Annotated in this window: 17 protein-coding genes and 3 pseudogenes; 5 read left to right on the forward strand and 15 right to left on the reverse strand. The window is 37.5% G+C overall.

Annotated features, from left to right (window positions below):
* Positions 1-15: 15 nt before the first annotated feature.
* The gene (locus tag F908_RS08190) at positions 16-1,260 is read right to left on the reverse strand and encodes an alkane 1-monooxygenase (RefSeq protein WP_005160294.1); all 1,245 of its coding nucleotides are present in this window, start codon (positions 1,258-1,260) and stop codon (positions 16-18) included.
* A gap of 188 nt (positions 1,261-1,448) precedes the next feature.
* Between F908_RS08190 and F908_RS08195 the strand changes: the two genes are divergently transcribed.
* Entirely contained in the window at positions 1,449-2,384 is a 936-nt protein-coding gene (locus F908_RS08195) for an AraC family transcriptional regulator (RefSeq protein ID WP_005160295.1), read from the forward strand.
* Positions 2,385-2,405: 21 nt separating this feature from the next.
* On the opposite strand, the pseudogene F908_RS08200 reads toward F908_RS08195, so the two are convergent.
* A pseudogene (locus F908_RS08200) lies at positions 2,406-3,142 on the reverse strand (IS4-like element ISAba33 family transposase); the annotation flags it as partial.
* Positions 3,143-3,178: 36 nt separating this feature from the next.
* On the opposite strand from F908_RS08200, the gene F908_RS08210 reads away from it, so the two are divergent.
* Complete coding sequence (locus F908_RS08210; protein ID WP_005156618.1) at positions 3,179-3,526, forward strand: IS630 transposase-related protein; 348 nt, start codon at positions 3,179-3,181, stop codon at positions 3,524-3,526.
* Between the two features lie 17 nt (positions 3,527-3,543).
* Positions 3,544-4,017, forward strand: a pseudogene (locus F908_RS16095) (IS630 family transposase); the annotation flags it as partial.
* Positions 4,018-4,024: 7 nt separating this feature from the next.
* Here the strand turns inward: F908_RS16095 and F908_RS15565 are convergent.
* The 13 genes and pseudogenes from F908_RS15565 to rimO form a co-directional block, all read right to left on the reverse strand.
* Positions 4,025-4,384: pseudogene (locus F908_RS15565) on the reverse strand (IS4 family transposase); the annotation flags it as partial.
* A gap of 122 nt (positions 4,385-4,506) precedes the next feature.
* On the reverse strand, positions 4,507-5,295 hold the full coding sequence (gene lpxA / locus F908_RS08220; protein WP_005160296.1) for an acyl-ACP--UDP-N-acetylglucosamine O-acyltransferase: 789 nt from the start codon (positions 5,293-5,295) through the stop codon (positions 4,507-4,509).
* Positions 5,292-5,777: a 3-hydroxyacyl-ACP dehydratase FabZ gene (gene fabZ / locus F908_RS08225; RefSeq protein ID WP_005160297.1), complete on the reverse strand. Its 486-nt coding sequence runs from the start codon at positions 5,775-5,777 to the stop codon at positions 5,292-5,294. Before fabZ ends, lpxA begins: the two co-directional genes overlap by 4 nt.
* 6 nt (positions 5,778-5,783) lie before the next feature.
* Positions 5,784-6,854, reverse strand: coding sequence for a UDP-3-O-(3-hydroxymyristoyl)glucosamine N-acyltransferase (lpxD, locus tag F908_RS08230; RefSeq protein WP_005160298.1), 1,071 nt, complete (start codon positions 6,852-6,854; stop codon positions 5,784-5,786).
* Between the two features lie 3 nt (positions 6,855-6,857).
* Positions 6,858-7,358 (reverse strand): OmpH family outer membrane protein, encoded by a 501-nt coding sequence (locus tag F908_RS08235; protein ID WP_005160299.1) that lies wholly within the window; start codon positions 7,356-7,358, stop codon positions 6,858-6,860.
* Positions 7,359-7,398: 40 nt separating this feature from the next.
* Positions 7,399-9,912, reverse strand: a complete 2,514-nt coding sequence (gene bamA / locus F908_RS08240; RefSeq protein WP_005160300.1) for an outer membrane protein assembly factor BamA — start codon at positions 9,910-9,912, stop codon at positions 7,399-7,401.
* 35 nt (positions 9,913-9,947) lie between these two features.
* Complete coding sequence (gene rseP / locus F908_RS08245; protein ID WP_034602691.1) at positions 9,948-11,303, reverse strand: RIP metalloprotease RseP; 1,356 nt, start codon at positions 11,301-11,303, stop codon at positions 9,948-9,950.
* 5 nt (positions 11,304-11,308) lie between these two features.
* Positions 11,309-12,505 (reverse strand): 1-deoxy-D-xylulose-5-phosphate reductoisomerase, encoded by a 1,197-nt coding sequence (gene ispC, locus F908_RS08250; RefSeq protein WP_005160305.1) that lies wholly within the window; start codon positions 12,503-12,505, stop codon positions 11,309-11,311.
* Positions 12,506-13,333 (reverse strand): phosphatidate cytidylyltransferase, encoded by an 828-nt coding sequence (locus F908_RS08255; protein WP_005160307.1) that lies wholly within the window; start codon positions 13,331-13,333, stop codon positions 12,506-12,508.
* A 2-nt stretch (positions 13,334-13,335) separates the two neighbouring features.
* Positions 13,336-14,085: a polyprenyl diphosphate synthase gene (gene uppS, locus F908_RS08260; RefSeq protein ID WP_004915632.1), complete on the reverse strand. Its 750-nt coding sequence runs from the start codon at positions 14,083-14,085 to the stop codon at positions 13,336-13,338.
* Positions 14,086-14,090: 5 nt separating this feature from the next.
* Positions 14,091-14,645 carry a ribosome recycling factor gene (gene frr, locus F908_RS08265; protein ID WP_004915629.1) on the reverse strand — a complete coding sequence of 185 codons (555 nt, stop codon included), beginning with the start codon at positions 14,643-14,645 and terminating at the stop codon, positions 14,091-14,093.
* 77 nt (positions 14,646-14,722) lie between these two features.
* A complete protein-coding gene (gene pyrH / locus F908_RS08270) occupies positions 14,723-15,451 on the reverse strand; it encodes a UMP kinase (RefSeq protein ID WP_004662027.1) in 729 nt (242 codons plus the stop codon).
* A gap of 51 nt (positions 15,452-15,502) precedes the next feature.
* Positions 15,503-16,846 carry a 30S ribosomal protein S12 methylthiotransferase RimO gene (rimO, locus tag F908_RS08275; protein WP_005160310.1) on the reverse strand — a complete coding sequence of 448 codons (1,344 nt, stop codon included), beginning with the start codon at positions 16,844-16,846 and terminating at the stop codon, positions 15,503-15,505.
* 328 nt (positions 16,847-17,174) lie between these two features.
* Here rimO and glnL point away from each other — a divergent pair, with 328 nt between their 5' ends.
* Entirely contained in the window at positions 17,175-18,284 is a 1,110-nt protein-coding gene (glnL, locus tag F908_RS08280; protein ID WP_005160313.1) for a nitrogen regulation protein NR(II), read from the forward strand.
* Entirely contained in the window at positions 18,271-19,758 is a 1,488-nt protein-coding gene (gene glnG / locus F908_RS08285) for a nitrogen regulation protein NR(I) (protein WP_005160315.1), read from the forward strand. The genes glnL and glnG overlap by 14 nt, the downstream gene beginning before the upstream one ends.
* Positions 19,759-19,868: the final 110 nt, after the last annotated feature.

The following is a 19,868-nucleotide window of genomic DNA, read 5'->3' on the forward strand; positions in this document are numbered from 1 at the left end:
GGGAAAGCTTTTGGATTATTCAGTTGTTACAGCTTCAACTGGTGCTTGTTGTAAAGATTGATCCACTACACCAAATTTCTTAAATAGTTTTGCACGACGTTTTGGATAGATATTGGCTTTATTCAAATCACCTTTGTAGTGATCAAATACACGCTTATCCATCATCTTTGACCATAGTGGTGGAATTAATGCTGGTAATAACATTGTTGCATAACCACTAGGTAATTCTGGTGCTTCATCAAAATGGCGCAGTGCTTGGAATGGACGTGTTGGATAAGCATGATGATCTGAATGACGCTGTAATTGATACAAGAATAAGTTGGTCACAATATTGTTATTGTTCCAGCTATGCTCTGGCATCGTACGTTCATATTTACCATTCTTATCTTTTTGACGTTTTAAACCATAATGTTCAATATAATTAATGATTTCAAACAAGCTAATACCGTAAAAAGCTTGAGTCGCTAAGTAAGGAATGACACCTTTACCGAATAATCCGATCATTGAACCATGAAAGGCAGCACTCATTCCCCAGCCTTGCAATAATTCATTTTCAGTTGACCAAAATTTTTTACCTTTACGTTTCAAACGATTAGTTTCAATCTCAACAGCAGATTTAAAAGAACCAATGACTGTACGGGGCCAAAACTCATAGAATGTTTCACCCATTTGTGAAGATGCTGGATCTTCAGGTGTCGCAGCGCGTTTATGGTGTCCATACGGATGTTCTACACGGAAGTGATTATATCCTGTTGGTAAAAGAGCAAGATGAGAAAGAATATGATCTATGCGATCATGTTTATGGCTAAGCTCATGTGCAGTATTGATTGCGATACCATTGATCGCACCCATTGAAATACCCAATAGGATTTTATCGATAAATGAAGTTTCTTTACGGCTAGATAAATAACACGCATAAAAATTAGCTGTATATTGTAATGGAAGAAAGCTTTTCACTAAGCGTGAATAATACGGATCTTTTTCAAGTAGTTTAATATCTTCATCAGTTGGGTTATTTGCATCTTTTCCAATCAATGCGTCAATTGCTGGAATAACGATGTGCAAAACAATTGGCCCGCCTAATGCAAAGATTTTTTTCAGTGGACGAGGTGCAAATTGATAACCTGCTAAAATGCCAATTCCAATTGCAGGTAAAGCTGGGCTAATTGCCCATAAATAACGTTTACGATCCAATTCAGTTTTCGATTTTGAAATGCTTACTGGCGTAAGTTCTTGCTCAACATTTACTGGTGCATTCATCATCTTATCCATGTCTTTGTATATATGTATATTTTGATGAATTATGAATTTCATGACAGTTGCAAGCGTCCAAAAAACCTATGTCAAAGTCTTTGGCATCATCACCCCTGTTTTTGTCCTATAAACACATATTGAGTTATTACAGTAGCTCTCTATAATTTAAAATGAATACATAATTTAAAAATCATATGGATGCTGCTTTAAGTAAAATATTTGCTGATATACATTTAAATCACACCGAATATATCTACTTGAAAACTCAGGGAGAATGGAGTTTTATCTGTCAGGATCAAACCGCCCTGATTGTTTATATTGTTTTAGTTGGTTCAGTTTTCATTCAAATTGATTCACAAAATAGTTTAACTGCTCATGCTGGTGAAATTATCCTAATTCCTTCTGGAACAGCACATACGGGTGCCGATAACTCCATCACAAAGCTTGTGAATGCAGTCGATATTTCAAAATTGTTTGATGGACATAAGAATGATGCTGTTGAATTTGGCACTGAATCAGCAGAAAAAAACCTGATTTTAGCGGTACGCTGCCAAATTGACACCATCATGGCACGTCCATTTATTCAAGCGTTACCTTCAATCATTCATATTCAACACGGAGAAAATACAGCACCTGAATGGTTACAAATAGGTTTACACTTTTTAGCATTAGAGACACAAAATATTCAGGCTGGACGGGACATCATCATTGACCATCTGGTGAATATCTTACTCATCAAGTGTATTCGGGATCATATCCAGCAAATCTCAACTCAACATGGCTGGCTGAGTGCCTTAAACCACCCCGAACTCAGCAACAGCCTTGCTGCAATTCATAACCATCCTGAAGATGCATGGACAGTTGAAACCCTTGCAGAACAATGCTGCATGTCGCGTTCAAAATTTGCAAGTTTATTTCATGAGGTGATCGGAGAATCTCCCTTGGCTTATCTACAACAACATCGTATGCGCTTAGCAAGCCAATATTTACGTAAAAGTAATTACTCCATTCATCTGATTGCAAACAAAGTGGGCTATTCTTCTGAAACAGCATTTAGCCAAGCATTCAAACGAACTTTTGAAGTATCACCCAAGCAATATCGACAACAATTCATCGAAGCAGAAAATTAGAATCTCTGTACACGACAAATTTCATAGAGCCCTTGTCCTATCAGGCTTTTTCTTTCTTAAAATTGCGAGCACTTTCTTAAATTCTTCTTTTTTTCCAAAACCAATCAAACGTAGAATAGCCATCTGAACATAGTCTAAACCGTATCGAAATAAACTGACTGAAAGTCGTCCATGCTTCTTTATTTTTATCGCTTTTTTTCGATCATGTTGCCATTCACCTGTTAAATAGCACCAACAGAAACCGATGGCTAGCACTGCTATCAATTTCTTGACTCGTCTAGGGTCTGTTAAACGAGTATTTTCAAGATTGAATCCACGTCCTTTGAGACAACTAAATAAGGTTTCGATTTCCCAGCGTAATGCATAATCACGAATAGCAGAAGCATTAAACCTAGGAGAAACAACAAGTAAAAGTTCTCCATCTTCTAATCGTAACGCACTAATATACAGTTTCACTCGACCAACCCAAATACGTCGTTTACGACATTCTGTTTGACCAACTTGAAGATGACGAAATAAATCACTAATTTTATGATTCTTAGCTAAGTGATTGGTCACAATAAAGTTTTTTTAACACGTATACAGAAGTTAATGTCATTTTCAATTAACCATGTAAACCATTTCTCACCGATAAATTCTCTATCTGCAAACACATTCACAATACGGTCTTTACCAAAAATGGAGATAAAGCGTTGAATCAAAGCAATACGCTCTTTTGTATCTGAATTTCCACGTTTATTGAGCAATGTCCAAACAATATAGTCAACACGTCAAAAAACCAATACAATACCAATATGAGTTATCCAATACATTTTAGAAAGAAAATATTAGCCAAGCTTGAAGAAGGTCAATCTATCCGAGCGGTTGCTCAGCACTTCGAAATTAATAAAAATACAATTGTCGAATGGAAAAAGCGAATCGAAATAAAAAGAACTCGACCAAGAAAACCATCTAAAGTTGATGATGATGCCTTACGTGCAGATGTTGAGCAATATCCTGATGATTATCAATATGAACGCGCTGCTCGTTTTGGTTGTGGTACTTCTACAATTGGAGATGCGCTCAAGCGTCTAAATATCACAGTTAAAAAAAGACCTTACGGCACCCGAAAGCAAAAACAGAACTCAGAGAACAGTATTTAAAAGATTTAAACCGATTAAGGTATCAACACCAGATTATCTATCTTGATGAAAGTGGATTTAAATCTCATGAACATAGACCTCATGGTTATTCAAAACAGGGAACTCCTTGTTATGGAACATATAATTGGCAATTAAAAAATCAAACTAATGCAATAGGAGCAATCCATGAGGGTAAGTTATTTGCAGTGGGTTTATTTGATAGCAAAGTAAATTCGGATGTATTTCATTTTTGGGTAGATAAGTTTTTATTACCAGAATTACCCTCGAATAGTGTAATTGTCATGGACAATGCAGCCTTCCATAAACGACAAGATATACAAGATCTATTAGCCCAACATGGGCATCAAATACTTTGGTTACCACCTTATAGTCCTGACCTTAATCCTATTGAAAAAATGTGGGCATGGGTTAAAGCAAAAAGGAAAAAATGGTTGGTTAACTCAATAGATAAGCTTTTTAGTCGTTTCTTTAACGAGTGTATGGGTAATTAAGCGGTTTTACTATAGGTATCGCTATTCCACGATAGACGATGGCTAACATCAAGATATTGATATCTCGTTTTCCCCATTTCCAGTTGGTTCTATCCAAAGTTAATTGGACTTTATCGAATGAAAATATATTGAAAATTAACTGAGAAATTTGACGATAATCGAAGTACTGATCTGCAAAGAAGCGTTGTATACGTCGATAAAATGATTGTGGTAAGCACTTGATGGGTAAGGCTTTAGATGCAGAAGAAAGATTACATGTCTGTTTTACAATTAATGCAAGCATAATCAGTGTAAAACATTTTACACGTGACTTGTTCCACTTTAGATATTTGTTTAAGATGAGATGTAACTCATTGAAATGTGTCATCATATTCGTCGTCAGAAAACAAGTATTATGCCATTATTTCAATGAGTTGTCTTTTTTTGTCGTGTACAAAGAATTAGAATATAAAAAAGACACCTCGGTGTCTTTTTTTATTTCTGTAAATTTTAACGGACAATCCCACGTGTCGATTTTTCTAAGGAATCAATCAACAGTTGGGCTTCTGGCACATTATGTAAAATTTCATTACGAATCTGTGCAATAGCCTGTTCAGTGGTCAAACCTGATTTATAAATCAGTTTATAAGCTGTTCTTAAGCCCTGAATCGTATCCCGTGACCAGCCCTTACGTCGCATTCCTTCAATATTCAGACCATGTGCATGTGCTGGATTACCAGAAGCCAGTACATAGGCTGGTACATCTTTAAGGATAAGCGCTGCACCACCAATCATGCTATATGAATCAATACGGCAAAATTGATGCACACCTGCATTTCCGCCAACAATGACATGGTTACCAACATGGACATGACCTGCAACGCCTACATTATTGGCAAAAATATTGTGATCACCAATTACACAGTCATGCGCAATATGGGTATTCACCATGAATAAGTTATGACTGCCAATTTTTGTTATTGCGTTATCCTGAACCGTACCTCTATGCAAAGTACAATGTTCACGAATAAAGTTATTATCCCCAATCTCTAGCCATGTCTCTTCACCTTGATACTTTAAATCTTGGCAAATTTCACCGACACTCGAAAACTGAAAAATATCATTATTTTTCCCAATTTTCGTAAAACCGCCAATTACCACATGTGAACGTAATTTAGTCCCAGTATCAATCGTTACATTTGGACCAACAATACAATACGGTCCAATTTGTACATCAGATGCAATTTCTGCAGATGGGTCAATAATTGCGGTTGGGTGAATTAGGTTTTGACTACTCATGTCTGCTCAATTTTTTGGTGGGAAATCATGATCTCGGCTGTTGCAGCGACAATACCGTCGACACTAGCCTTGCAATTGTACTTGTAAATGCCACGTTTTTGCATCACTAGTTCTGATTTTAAGACAAGCTGGTCACCAGCAACAACTTGTTTCTTAAATCTTACTTTTTCTGCGCCAGCAAATAAGAACAATGATCCTTCTTTTGGCTTTTGATTTGTCAAAACAAAACCCAATATACCTGAGACCTGGGCAAGCGCTTCAATAATCAACACACCCGGCATAATCGGGTATGTCGGGAAATGACCTTGCAAAAACTCTTCATTAATAGAGACATTTTTATAGCCGACAATACTATTCTCAGTTATTTCTGTAACTCTATCAACAAGCAAAAAAGGATAACGATGCGGTAAATATTCACGAATCGTAAGAATATCCATGGGTAATTCAGGCATTGTAAATGCTGGAGATGTAGACTCAGTCATAATAAATTATTTACGTAACTTAAAGGTTGATTCAAGGGACTCTAATTGAGCTTGCATATGATCAAGCCTTTTAGTGATTTGGGTCAATGGCACATCTGCTAATTGTCTAAGGCGTACAACAGTTCTTTTCCAGTGACTATTTTCAAATAGTCCAATTCCAGAAGAAAAGGTTCCCGACTCAGAAATACTTTTTGTGACCATTGACATTCCAGTAAGCGTCACATTATTCGCAATATTTAAATGCCCTGCAACTGCGCTGCCACCACCGATAATACAGTTTTTGCCAATTCGGACACTTCCAGCGATTGCCGTGTTTGCAGCGATGGCTGTATGTTGATCAATTTGAACATTGTGAGCAATTTGCACAAGGTTATCAATAATGACGCCATCTGCTAAAATTGTGTCATCTAATGCGCCACGATCAATACTACAATTTGAACCAATACGGACATCATTACCGATTCTTACCGAACCGAGTTGAGCAATACGGTGCCATTTTCCTTGATAAGGCGCAAAGCCAAAACCTTCTGATCCAATCACCGTATTCGCATGAATACGAACCCGATGTTTTAACTTTGCACCGCCAGTAATCGTGACATGTGCATCAATGAAACAGTCGTTACCAATTTCAACATCATCATCAATAAAAGCATGTGCTTGGATAATTGTATTATCTCCAATAACACAATGCTCACCAATGACAGCATAGTGTCCTATATAAGCATTATCAGCCACAATCGCAGAAGGATGAATTTGAGCAGTACTTTCGATACCTCTTTGAGAAGCTTTCTTCTCAAATAAATGTGTAAGAATTGCAAAAGCGAGATAAGGATTTTCTACAACGATAAAATTTTGCTTCGATGATAATTGTTGTTTTAATGCAGTTGTCACAATATAAACACCTGCTTCGCTTGCCTCAGCTTGTGCTAAATATTTTTCACCATTTACAAAACAAATGTGATGATTTTGTGCCTGTTCCAAACTAGACAAATTAGAAATTTTAAAATCTTTATCACCAAAAAGCTCACCTTTTACAAGATGAGCTATTTCTTCTAAACGATAAATACGTCTATTCATTGATTATTTCAGTGCGTTAACCTTTTGGATCATTTTATCAGTTAAATCATACTGAGCGTCAGAGGCAATTGTTGAATTTTTATTCAAAATAAGATCTAAATTATTTTCTTTTCTTAATTGCTCAGCGACTTGCTTCACTTTTCCTTCAAATGCAGTGTTCATTGACTGTAATGTAGACTGTACTTTAGTCTGTAAACCCTGTTGAGTTGTATTGAACTCATTTAACTTAGCTTGATACAGCGCAGTCATTTTTTGAATATCTGCTTGATTCATCTTAGGACCATCAGTTTGCGCTTTTTGCTGCATAGTTTCCAATTCTTTGCCTAATTGTTCTAATCGTGTCGATGTTGGTTTAACTGATTGGCCAAGAGCAGCATTTTGTTGTTTAAGATACGTGCTACTTTCAACTACGCGAGCTAGATCAACAACACCTATACCAGCAGCATTCGTCATAGCAGAAACCGTTAAACCTAAGCCTAACATCAACATCGTTAATTTTTTCATTATTTCGTCCTTTTATATTTTAAGAGCTTAAAGGCCGTACTTAGAAAGTACGACCAATTTCGAATTGAATAGATTTGGTATTATCACCACTCTTATCATTAAGTGGATAAGCATAACTTAATGATAATGGGCCTATCATCGTAATCCATGTGAAACCAGCACCAACACTATAACGCATATTACTAAAATCAAATTTATAGTTGTCATTACAGTATTGTTTGATATCAACAGCACTACTACCTACCAGAATATTGCCCTTTGGTACACTACATTGTGTATCGAATACTTGTGCACCTTCGGCAAACAATACTGGTCGAACCTGACGTGCCCAGTCACCTTTAAATGGTAATGGCAATGCTAATTCTGTTCCGAATTGAATCAAAGCATTACCGCCGACCTTTTCACGAGCTGGGTCATTTTTACCAGTTTCCTGGAAAATTACACTTGGGTACTTTGGACCCAATGAACTATTGTCATAACCACGTACCGAACCATAACCACCTGCATAGAAGTTTTTATAGAATGGCAGATCATTACCATAACCTAACTTGCCATAACCTCTAAGCACAAAACCCATAGGTAATGATTTGAATGCCTGAGCATCATAAGTCATTTTTTGATAGTCAACATCACTACCTGGAAGGCCTACTTCTAGACCAACACGGTGCGACATACCTGACGTCGGAAAAAGTGGTCTGTTCAAGGTGTTATAAGACCAACCTAAATTCAAAGTATAAGTTAGGAAACTACCCTCGAAAGCACTATTATAAGTAATCTCACCACCTGGTTTACATTTACCTGTATAGTTACCATCTAAATCTTTATCTAATTGGTCTTCAGGACAATAAGTGTTCTGTGCAGTTGCTTTACCACCATTTGCCAACAAATAATCACGAATGTATGTAGATACTCTTGGACCTGTTCTTACTTTAGTTTCATCGATACCTAAAGACGCACTAATACTCTGATTTTCATCAATTGGGTATCCGAAACTTAAACTACCACCGACACTATCAGTAACATAGTTATTAACGTTATAGTTCTCACTTAACTTCGTTTTTCGATAATAAACGTTATAACCACGACTCACGCCATCAATAGTAAAATATGGATCCGTTACACTTAAGTTATAATAGTCTTGTGTTACAGAACGAGATAAATCAATCGCAACACGGTTTCCAGTACCCATAAAGTTGGTTTGGCTTAAACCTGCTTGGAAAGTAATACCACCATTTTGAGAATAACCAACCGCAAGTGTCGTTGTACCAGAGTGTTGCTCTTCGACATTAATATTTAAATCAACTTGGTCTGGTGAATTAGGTACACGAACAGGTTTTACATCAACAGTTTTAAAGAAACCTGTACGTTCCAGACGCACTTTGGACAAGTCAATTTTTTCATTGCTTGCTAAAGCACCTTCCATTTGGCGCATTTCACGACGTAATACTTCATCAGCTGTTTTACTATTTCCAGTAAAGTTAATACGACGAACAGTGACTTGCTGACCAGGGTTAATATAATAATTTAGATTCACAATCCCTGTTTGATTATTAATTTCAGGTACAACATTCACTTCTGCATAGTAATAACCTGCATTACCATATTTGCGAAGTAGCAACTGCTTAACGGCATTTACTTTTTCTTGTGAATAAGTTTCACCATCTTTATATAATTTTAGTGCTTTTAATTCTTCAGGTTTATAGAGTGCATCGCCTAAGAATTTGGTTTCACCAAACTTAAATTGACTACCTTCATCAACTGAAACCTCAATAAAGATGTGCTTTTTATCTTCGCTAATGTTGAGTTGTGAATTGATAATATTAAAGTTGATATAACCTTTATTCAGATATAGAGCTCGTAACGCTTCTAAGCTTGCTGCCATTTTTTCACGTGCATAGCGATCATTACGTGTAACAATAGAAGCCCAACCGCTTTCTTTAACTGCAAAAGCTTGCTTAATATCACTATCACTAAATACAGTATTACCAATGATATTAATATCAAATACTTTTGCAGCAGTACCTTCATTAAAATTAAGCTTAAGCTCAACACGGTTATTTGGTCTAGCAACAGTATCAATTGTTACATCTGCATCATAACGACCTTGCTGAGTATATTGTTGTTCAAGCTCAGTCTCAATAATCTGTAATGCAGATTTCTTGAACACTTCGCCTTCAGCAATACCCATCTTTTTTAAGCCCTGTTCTAAGGCTTCTTTAGGGATAAGTTTATTGCCTTTGAATTCCAATTTTGAAATGATTGGACGCTCTACAACTTTAAACACTAATACGTCTTTTTCTTTATAAGCTTTAATGTCATCAAATAAACCTGAAGCATATAAACTACGGATCGCCTCAGCAATTATTGGATCACTTACTCTATCGCCACTATTTATTGGTAACATAGAATAGATACTTGCAGGTGTTAAACGCACGAGGCCATCAATTCGTATATCTTGTGCAAGAAACTCATCTGCTGCGTATGCTTGTTGTACCACTGCCATCGCACTAACCAGTGCCAAAGGCATTAATAAATGTGTGTGACGCATGCCCATATATTTTCCAGTAAGTTAAATTCCGTTTGCGTTTTTTATAAACGCATGAAGTCGTTAAATAAAGCCAAAAGCATCATGCTACCGAGCAGTACCATACCAACTTTTAGACCAAACATCTGTATTTGTTCAGAAACAGGTTTACCACGAATTGCTTCAATAAAGTAATAAACTAAATGACCGCCATCAAGCATCGGTATTGGTAATAAATTTAAAATTCCTAAACTAACACTCATCAATGCCATAAAAGAAATAAAGGTTTGCCACCCCATTTCAGCACTCTGTCCTGCAACTTTAGCAATCGTAATAGGACCTGATAAGTTATCCAATCCAATTAGTCCACGTACCATTTTCGTAATCGAACTAAAAATCATACCTGACAATTGTGTTGTTTTTTCAACAGCAACCCCGAAAGCTTCTACAGGTGAATATTGAATAGTTTGTTTATAGTCATTCGGAATTGTGATTTTACCTGCATCACTTTTCACTCCGAGAACACCACTCATATTACCCATATTGTCACGTTGACCTTGAGGCATCACTTGTAAATGAACCAGTTTGCCTTGACGTAGCACATCAATATTTAAGAGTTTTTCAGGTGAATTTTGTACAACATCAACGACATCAAACCAATCTTTCATTGCAACGTTATTAATCGCAACAATTTTGTCTCCGACTTTCATACCTTGACGTATTGCAGCACCATCAGCACTCAGTTCTTTTACGATCGCTGGAATCACAGGACGATAAGGTAAAAACCCTAACTCATCCAAAGGCGATTGGCTCTGATCTTTTAGAAAATCTTTAATCGGTAAACTAAACTGTTTTTCAGTTCCAGTACGCTCAACGACAATTGAAACCTGACCTGTCTCTCCAACACGATTAACTAAAGCGTAGTTTAGTTTTTCCCATGTCGGTGTCGTTTGACCATCAACCATTACTACTTTATCGCCAACATGTAAATTAACTTGAGCAGCAGGTGTATTTGGTACAATCTTACCAATACGTGTATTTAATTGTTCCTGAGCTGGTAAAAACAAAATCCAAAACAATAAAACAGCAAAAATAAGATTAATCAGCGGTCCAGCAGCAACAATTGCAATACGTTTCCAAGGTGACTGACGATTAAACGCATAAGGTAAATCTTGCTCAGCAACATTACCTTCACGCTCATCTAACATTTTGACATAACCACCTAGCGGCAATGCAGAAAGCTGGTATTGTATACCTGATTTTTTCGATTGCCATTTAAGCAAAGTAGGTCCAAAGCCAATAGAATAGACTAAAACTTTAACACCTAATTTACGTGCGACCCAATAATGACCAAACTCATGAATCGCGATCAGTGGGCCTAATAATAAAATCGCCGCAACAATCATAAATAGTGCGCTCATACGATTTAACCCCCTATACCCACGATGTACTTCTCTGCATTACCTCTTGCGATCATATCAGTCTGCAAAATGATGTCTATGCTTTCTGCTTTAGCATTTTGTACAGCTTGTAAAGTATGCTCGACCACTTGCGTAATTTCAGTGAATCGAATTTGCCGATTTAAAAATGCAGCGACCGCGATTTCATTGGCAGCATTCAAAATTGTAGGAGCCAACCCACCCTCACGCATTGCTTGACGAGCTAAATTTAAAGCTGGAAACTTAATATTATCAGGTGCCTGAAAATTTAATTGAGCTGTTTCAAACAGATTTAAAGCAGGAACATCCGTCTTTAATCGTTGCGGCCATGCCAATGCGTGCGCAATTGGCGTACACATGTCTGGATTACCCATTTGTGCCAAAGTTGATCCATCCACATATTGCACCATGGAATGAATAATACTCTGTGGATGAACAACAACTGTAACAAAATGTTCTGATATTGAAAACAAATGACACGCTTCGATCAATTCCAAACCTTTATTCATTAAAGTCGCTGAATCTACCGAAATTTTTTGCCCCATCGACCAATTTGGATGCTTACAAGCCTGTTGAGGCGTTACATCATGTAATTGTTCTAAAGAATGATTAAGAAATGGACCACCAGAAGCTGTTAATAAAACCTGAGACACTCCAAGTTGTGGCTCACCTGTTCTCTCAATCTGTAAATAATTGTGTGGTAATGACTGAAAGATCGCATTATGCTCTGAATCGACAGGAAGCAATAAAGCATTATGATCACGTGCTGCCTGCATCATGATGTCACCTGACATCACTAAGGCTTCCTTGTTTGCAAGTAACACTCGTTTTCCCGCTTTGACTGCGGCAAGTGTTGGTAATAAACCAGCAGCACCGACAATTGCAGCCATAACAATATCAACTTCATCGTGTTCAGCAATCGCTATCAAACCCGCTTCATCTGTTAAAATTTCAATATTTTTTAGGTTTTCTTGATTTAAACGTTGCTCTAGTTCTAAAGCTTTTATTTTCGGAACAACCACTATTTTAGGACTGTATTTTTTACATATTTCTACCAGTTCATCTAAACGACTATATGCAGAAACCGCATAAACAGAGTATTGGTCTGGGTGTCGTGCCAATACTTTTAAGGTACTTTGCCCAATAGAGCCCGTAACACCCAATATACAAACAGCCTGTGTCATTTATAGATCTACACCAATAAGTTTTACCAATACATACATACCAGTTGCAAAAATAGGCGATGCAGCAAGAAGTGAATCAATTCGATCTAATACTCCACCATGCCCAGGAAGTACACGACCTGAGTCTTTAATGCCTGCACGACGTTTGATCATTGACTCAAACAAGTCACCTAATACTGATGCAAAAACGGTAATAATAGAAAGAATCAGGAATAAGATAAGCTGTATTACAGTTAAGTCTAAATAGAAATGTTGTACAACCAACATAATCACAACTGTTGTTGCAATACCACCATACAATCCCTCAACCGATTTATTTGGGCTTACTGTAGGAGCAAGTTTTCTTTTACCCAATTTACGACCAACAAAATATGCACCACTATCTGCCCCCCAAACCAACAAGAACAAATACATCAGCCACCAAGGTGAGCTATGCCAAACCGCATAAAGCGCAGTCACTGCTGCAGAAATTAGAATAAAACCAATTGCATATAATGATACATTGTACCAATTATCTGATTCTGGAAAGTTTTTAACCCAGTAAATACTACCTAGCCACGTAAGAATAGATGCTGCCCATAGCAACAATGCAACATCATCAAAAAACAACGCAAGAGTTGAAACTGCTGCTACGCATCCACCATAAATCCAAGCTTTAGGCTTTGAAACCAGTGCTTCGCCATGAGGCATAAGTTTAAACCACTCATATCCAGCCACCCCCGCAGCTAAGATCATAAGAATAAACATTGGATAATGTGATTGCGTTGCAAACATGCAACTTAAAACAACAGCAACTAATACCAATGCGGTTATAATCCGCTCTAACATTATTAATTCTCTATTTTCGCTTGTTGAATCTGTTCAGATGTTTTACCAAAACGTCTTTCTCGCCCTGAAAATACATCAAAAGCGTGGTCTAATTCTTTTACTGTAAACTCAGGCCATAATGTATCTGTAAAATACAATTCTGCATATGCCGCTTGCCAAAGTAAGAAGTTAGATAAACGATAATCTCCACCTGTACGTATTAATAAATCTACGGCAGGTAAGTCATTTAGACTGACATATTTATCGAATAAATCAACATTTATCTGATCTACTTGAACTTTTCCATCTACAACATCTTGAGCGATACACTTGGCTGCATGCGCCATATCCCACATTCCGCCATAACTGATTGCAATCGTTAAAGTCATAGAATTGAAAGATGCCGTTTTTTGTTCTGCATATAACATTAAATCTTTTAATTCATTTGATAATTTAGAACGATCACCAATGAAACGTAATGCTATATTGAATTTTTCCATTCGAGGTAGTTGTTCATGAATTGTGTCTTCTAACAATTTCATTAACAAATCAACTTCGAACTGAGGTCTATTCCAATTTTCACTTGAAAATGCAAAAACAGTTAAAGCTTGAACACCAACTCTTTTACAATGTTCAACGATCGGATCAAGGACATTCTTACCTTCTCGATGCCCATCACCTTTTTGCAATTTATTTTTTTTTGCAAAACGATTGTTGCCATCCATAATGATGGCAACATGTTTTGGAAGAAGCGGTTCTTCTTGTAAGGTCATAAAAATTAGACCTTCATTAATTCTGCTTCTTTTGCAGCTAGACGTTTATCTACTTCTGCAACATATTTATCTGTGATCTTTTGAATATCTTCACCAGCACGGCGTTCATCATCTTCAGAAATTTCTTTTTCTTTCAATAATGCTTTGATATCACCTAAAACATCACGACGAATGTTTCGAATAGCAACTTTTGCATTTTCAGCTTCATTACGAGCAACTTTTTGCATGTCACGACGAGTTTCTTCAGTCAACGCAGGTAAAGGTACACGAATTGAATCAGCTGTAATTGGATTTAAACCCAAATCGCTTTCACGAATTGCTTTATCAATTGCAGAAACCATTGTACGCTCAAATGGCTGAACAATAAGCGTACGAGAATCTTCAACACCTACGTTAGCAACTTGATTCAAAGGAACGTCAGAACCATAGTAAGGAACCATCACACCATTTAAAATTGATGGGTGAGCACGTCCAGTACGAACTTTAGCAAAACCTTGTTCTAAAGAATCAAGTGTTTTCTGCATGCGCTGTTCGCTATCTTTTTTGAGATCGTTAATCATATGATCTTCCTTACTTATTCATTAGGTATTACAAAATATTTAGACATTAGTATAAAGCGCTTTACGGCTCACGTACATTAATTCGTAACGTGAGTACCCTCTTTTTCACCCATAACAACAGAAAGTAAAGCACCCGATTTATTCATATCGAATACTTGTAATGGGACATTATGATCACGGCATAAGCAAATTGCTGTAAGATCCATTACACCCAACTTTTCATCAAGTACTTGATCGAAAGTTAAATTATCATACTTAACCGCATCATCATATTTACTTGGATCTTTATTATAAACACCATCAACTTTAGTTGCTTTTAAGATGAGGTTTGCTTCAATTTCAATACCACGTAAGCAAGCAGCTGTATCTGTGGTAAAGAATGGATTACCTGTACCCGCAACAAACACACAAACTTCACCTTGGCTTAAATGACGAATCGCATCACGACTTGAATAAGATTCAACAACTGTTCCGATCGGAAGAGCAGACATTAAACGTGTTTTAATGTTGCGACGCACTAATGCATCACGCATTGCCAAACCATTCATAACTGTAGCCAGCATCCCCATTTGGTCACCAGTTACACGCCCAACCAAACCGTCTTTTTGTAACTGACTCCCACGATATAAGTTACCGCCACCAACTACAATTCCGACTTGTACTCCCAAACCAACCAAGTGTGCAATTGAAAGTGACATCTGATCTAATACTTGGGCATCAATACCCATATCTTTATTGCCTGCTAAAGCTTCACCAGAAAGCTTTAGCAAGATTCGTGCATAACGTGGATTTTTAGAAGCTGACATACCTTTACTCCAAACCGACCAATCTCAAAATTTCTTCAATTTAATTCAATATCAAGCAGATTTAATCTGAATCAACTTAGCAAATAAATCATATTCATCTGCATCCGTGATTTCGACTTCGAGCAAATCACCCGCTTTAATCACACTCTTATCAATATCTTCAACAAATACGTTGCCATCGATTTCAGGTGCATCTGCATATGAACGCGCAACAGCAACTGGAAATTCTTCTTCCAAGCTATCAACCAATACCGTCATCGTCTGACCAATACGTTTTTGTAGTTTTGCAGCAGAAATTGCTTGCTGAACTTCCATGAAACGCTCATAACGATCTTGCTTGATCTCTTCTAGCACATGATCAGGAAGATCATTCGCTGTTGCACCCTCTACTGGCGAATAAGTAAAACAGCCCACGCGATCTAATTGAGCTTCTTTTAACCATTCTAATAGAATTTGGAAATCTTCTTCAGTTTCACCAGGGAAACCCACAACAAAAGTTGAGCGAATCACCAATTCAGGGCATTTTTCACGCCACAATTTCAGACGCTCTAATGTATTTTCGCTATGGGCTGGTCGCTTCATCAATTTTAAAATGCGCGGACTGGCATGCTGAAAAGGAATATCTAAATATGGCAGGATTTTCCCTTGTGCCATTAGGTCAATAACTGCATCGACATGTGGGTACGGATAAACATAATGTAAACGCACCCAAATACCAAGCTGACCAAGTGCTTCACACATATCATAGAACTTAGTTTTTACAGGTTGACCATTCCAAAAGTCCAACTTGTATTTGGTATCGACACCATAAGCAGAAGTATCTTGAGAAATAACCAATACTTCTTTTACACCAGCACGTTTTAATGCTGCTGCTTCATCTAACACACTACCCACAGGACGAGAAACTAAATCACCACGCATACTTGGGATAATGCAGAAAGTACAACGATGGTTACAGCCTTCTGATATTTTTAAATAAGCATAATGTTTTGGTGTTAGACGCACACCTTGTTCTGGGACTAGATCAATAAATGGGTTATGTTTTGGAGGAGCTGGTACATATTCATGTACAGCTTCCATTACATCTTGATAAGCTGCCGCCCCTGTAACTTTAAGCACATTTGGGTGCATTTGACGAATTTTATCTTCATCTTTACCTAAGCAACCAGTAACGATCACACGACCGTTTTCGCTCATGGCTTCGCCAATGGCATCTAAAGACTCTTGCACTGCAGATTCAATAAAACCACAGGTGTTAACAACAACCAAATCTGCACCGTCGTAATCTGATGCAACTTGATAACCTTCAGTCTTTAACTGAGTTAAAATTCGTTCAGAATCTACCAATGCCTTAGGACAACCTAAAGATACAAAACCGACTTTGGGGGTCTTCATGAATCTGCGCTCCACTTGAATCGGCGTATTGTATGACTTTTCTTTGCTGCCGCATAGCTACAAAGCCATCTCTTTGTGTAATGCACCAAAATACAACCAAAATTTTAAACAAACCCTAACAACGCACCATTTTAAAGCATGATAAAATATTGAAATAACTCAATCTATGTGAAAAATACAGCATAAACTCATTATTTATGAATTAAGTTATTGAAAATTAGCTAATACAAAGTTGGCTTGCATTTTGCATTAAATACATTTCAGAAGTTAATGGCTATTCATCTATATTGATATTTATTGCGCCATTTTAAAACAGGACGATTCACAAATGGATCAACATAACACTATCGACTATCGACTGCTCGTAGATAATCTGACCACTGCCATATTATTGGTCGATAGTAAACTTAATATTTTTTATTTAAATTCGGCTTGTGAAGCATTATTCGATGTTAGTTTACTTCGCGCATCAGGTCAGCCTGTGCTCAATCTACTTCATGCACATGACGATTCATTTAATACACATGAAGCTTTATTAAATACATTAAAAAGCGGACAACATTACACACGCCGCGAAGCTGTAATTAATGTGAATTTTAAACCAATCCATGTGGATTATACGGTCTCACAACTAAATGCAGGTAAAAGTTATCACCCACTTTTATTAATCGAACTCAATCCAATTGATCGAATGTTGAAAATTTCTAAAGAAGAAAATTTAGTACAACAACATCAAGTCGCACGCCAACTAGTCCGTGGTGTGGCACATGAAATTAAAAATCCTTTAGCGGGTATTCGTGGTGCAACACAATTACTTGCTCGTAGCTTAAATGATGAAAGCTATCGTGAGTTTACCGACATTATTATTAGTGAAGTCGATCGCCTAACCAATCTAGCAGATACCATGCTTGGTTCACGTCAATTACCAAGCTACGAACTGGTTAATGTACATGAACCTTTAGAGCGCGTTCGTTCACTTATTGTGAACCAAACGAAGAAAAAAATTAAGATTACTCGTGATTACGACCTGTCTTTACCTGATGTGATGGCTGACCGTGATCAACTGATTCAAGTCATGCTCAATATCAGCGTAAATGCTGTGCAAGCAATGACTGAAAATAAAGATTTTTTTGTCGATTCAGAACCAGAGCTAATTTTAAGAACGCGCATTCAACGCTTAGTCACAATTAACGGTGTTCTGAATCGCTCATCGATAAGAATTGATATTGAAGACAATGGACCAGGTGTTCCAGAAAGCATATTAGAGTCTGTATTTTACCCTCTTGTGACTGGGCGGGCAAAGGGAACAGGGCTTGGCCTCAGTATCGCGCAAAACATCATGCATCAACACAACGGAATGATCGAGTGTCAATCCGTTCCAGGAAAAACCATATTTAGCTTATATTTACCTTGGGAGTCAGACCGTGTCACGAAATAAAATTTGGGTAATTGATGATGATCGTGCCATGCGTTGGGTACTCGAAAAAACTTTTAAAGAAGAAGGTTTTGACGTCACCAACTTTGAAGAAGCACAAACAGCACTCGAACGCTTACATGATGCTGCACCCGATGTCATTTTGACAGATATTCGTATGCCTGGAATTGATGGTTTAACTTTCTTATCTAAAGTTAAAAACACACATCCAGATCTACCTGTCATTATCATGACAGCACATTCTGATTTAGAATCTGCTGTCTCAAGTTACCAAACTGGTGCATTTGAGTATTTACCAAAACCATTTGATATCGATGAAGCTTTAGCATTAGTAAATCGTGCTATTTTACATATCAATAAATTGCAACAACAAGAAGCAACCAAAGCAACGACACCTTTACAATCAACCGAAATTATTGGTGAATCACCTGCAATGCAGGAGGTGTTTCGTGCCATTGGACGTTTATCACAATCCCATATCACGGTTCTGATAAATGGTGAATCAGGTACAGGTAAAGAACTTGTCGCACATGCATTGCATAAGCATTCACCACGCCGTGCCAAACCATTTATTGCGCTGAATATGGCTGCCATTCCAAAAGACTTGATCGAAACTGAGTTATTTGGGCATGAAAAAGGTGCATTTACAGGTGCAAATACTCAGCATCAAGGTCGCTTTGAGCAAGCCAACGGCGGTACATTATTTCTTGATGAAATTGGTGATATGCCTTTTGAAACACAAACACGCTTACTCCGTGTGCTTGCAGATGGTGAGTTCTACCGTGTTGGTGGACATATTCCAGTAAAAGTCGATGTGCGTATTGTTGCGGCAACCCATCAGGATCTGGAAAAACTGGTCAATGAAGGTCGTTTCCGTGAGGACTTGTACCATCGCCTTAATGTGATTCGCATTCATATTCCGAAACTTGCTCATCGTAGTGAAGATATTCCTATGCTTGCACAACATTTCTTGGCGCGTGCAGGTAAAGAATTAGGTGTTAGTCCTAAAATCTTACGTACAGAAACAACTGACTATATGCAGCAACTCCCTTGGCCAGGTAACGTTCGTCAATTAGAAAATACTTGTCGTTGGTTAACAGTCATGATTACTGGACGTGAAGTCTATCCAGAAGATCTACCTGCTGAGCTCAAACAAGTTGCTATACAGAAGTCGACGAATGATGCATCAGTTACAAGCCCAGCTTTAGTTGAAAGAATTGCTGTACATCATTGGGATGAGCTACTAGCTCAATGGGCGATTCAAAAGTTAAAAAATGGTGAAATGAAAATTTTAGATATCGCAACACCAATGTTTGAGCGCACTTTGATTAATGCCGCCCTACAACAAACACGTGGTCGCAAACGCCATGCAGCAGAGCTTTTAGGTTGGGGCCGTAACACGCTGACTCGCAAACTTAAAGAGCTTGGCATGGATTCAACAGACGATGATGAAGACGATGAAATGCGTTCAGCATAAATCATAAACAGTCCATAAAAGCGAGTAATGATCACATTACTCGCTTTTTTATATTGAGATGTTTAGATACATGATCTAATGTCATAGCCATACAAGACATATGGTTTTTG

It is taken from the genome of Acinetobacter sp. NIPH 284, from assembly GCF_000369425.1.
Lineage (GTDB): Bacteria > Pseudomonadota > Gammaproteobacteria > Pseudomonadales > Moraxellaceae > Acinetobacter.

Bases quoted from the DNA above. Each gene is read 5' to 3' on its own strand.
- F908_RS08190 (WP_005160294.1), bottom strand. From the start codon at position 1,260: ATGAATGCACCAGTAAATGTTGAGCAAGAACTTACGCCAGTAAGCATT.
- F908_RS08195 (WP_005160295.1), top strand. From the start codon at position 1,449: ATGGATGCTGCTTTAAGTAAAATATTTGCTGATATACATTTAAATCAC.
- F908_RS08210 (WP_005156618.1), top strand. From the start codon at position 3,179: ATGAGTTATCCAATACATTTTAGAAAGAAAATATTAGCCAAGCTTGAA.
- lpxA (WP_005160296.1), bottom strand. From the start codon at position 5,295: ATGAGTAGTCAAAACCTAATTCACCCAACCGCAATTATTGACCCATCT.
- fabZ (WP_005160297.1), bottom strand. From the start codon at position 5,777: ATGACTGAGTCTACATCTCCAGCATTTACAATGCCTGAATTACCCATG.
- lpxD (WP_005160298.1), bottom strand. From the start codon at position 6,854: ATGAATAGACGTATTTATCGTTTAGAAGAAATAGCTCATCTTGTAAAA.
- F908_RS08235 (WP_005160299.1), bottom strand. From the start codon at position 7,358: ATGAAAAAATTAACGATGTTGATGTTAGGCTTAGGTTTAACGGTTTCT.
- bamA (WP_005160300.1), bottom strand. From the start codon at position 9,912: ATGGGCATGCGTCACACACATTTATTAATGCCTTTGGCACTGGTTAGT.
- rseP (WP_034602691.1), bottom strand. From the start codon at position 11,303: ATGAGCGCACTATTTATGATTGTTGCGGCGATTTTATTATTAGGCCCA.
- ispC (WP_005160305.1), bottom strand. From the start codon at position 12,505: ATGACACAGGCTGTTTGTATATTGGGTGTTACGGGCTCTATTGGGCAA.
- F908_RS08255 (WP_005160307.1), bottom strand. From the start codon at position 13,333: ATGTTAGAGCGGATTATAACCGCATTGGTATTAGTTGCTGTTGTTTTA.
- uppS (WP_004915632.1), bottom strand. From the start codon at position 14,085: ATGACCTTACAAGAAGAACCGCTTCTTCCAAAACATGTTGCCATCATT.
- frr (WP_004915629.1), bottom strand. From the start codon at position 14,645: ATGATTAACGATCTCAAAAAAGATAGCGAACAGCGCATGCAGAAAACA.
- pyrH (WP_004662027.1), bottom strand. From the start codon at position 15,451: ATGTCAGCTTCTAAAAATCCACGTTATGCACGAATCTTGCTAAAGCTT.
- rimO (WP_005160310.1), bottom strand. From the start codon at position 16,846: ATGAAGACCCCCAAAGTCGGTTTTGTATCTTTAGGTTGTCCTAAGGCA.
- glnL (WP_005160313.1), top strand. From the start codon at position 17,175: ATGGATCAACATAACACTATCGACTATCGACTGCTCGTAGATAATCTG.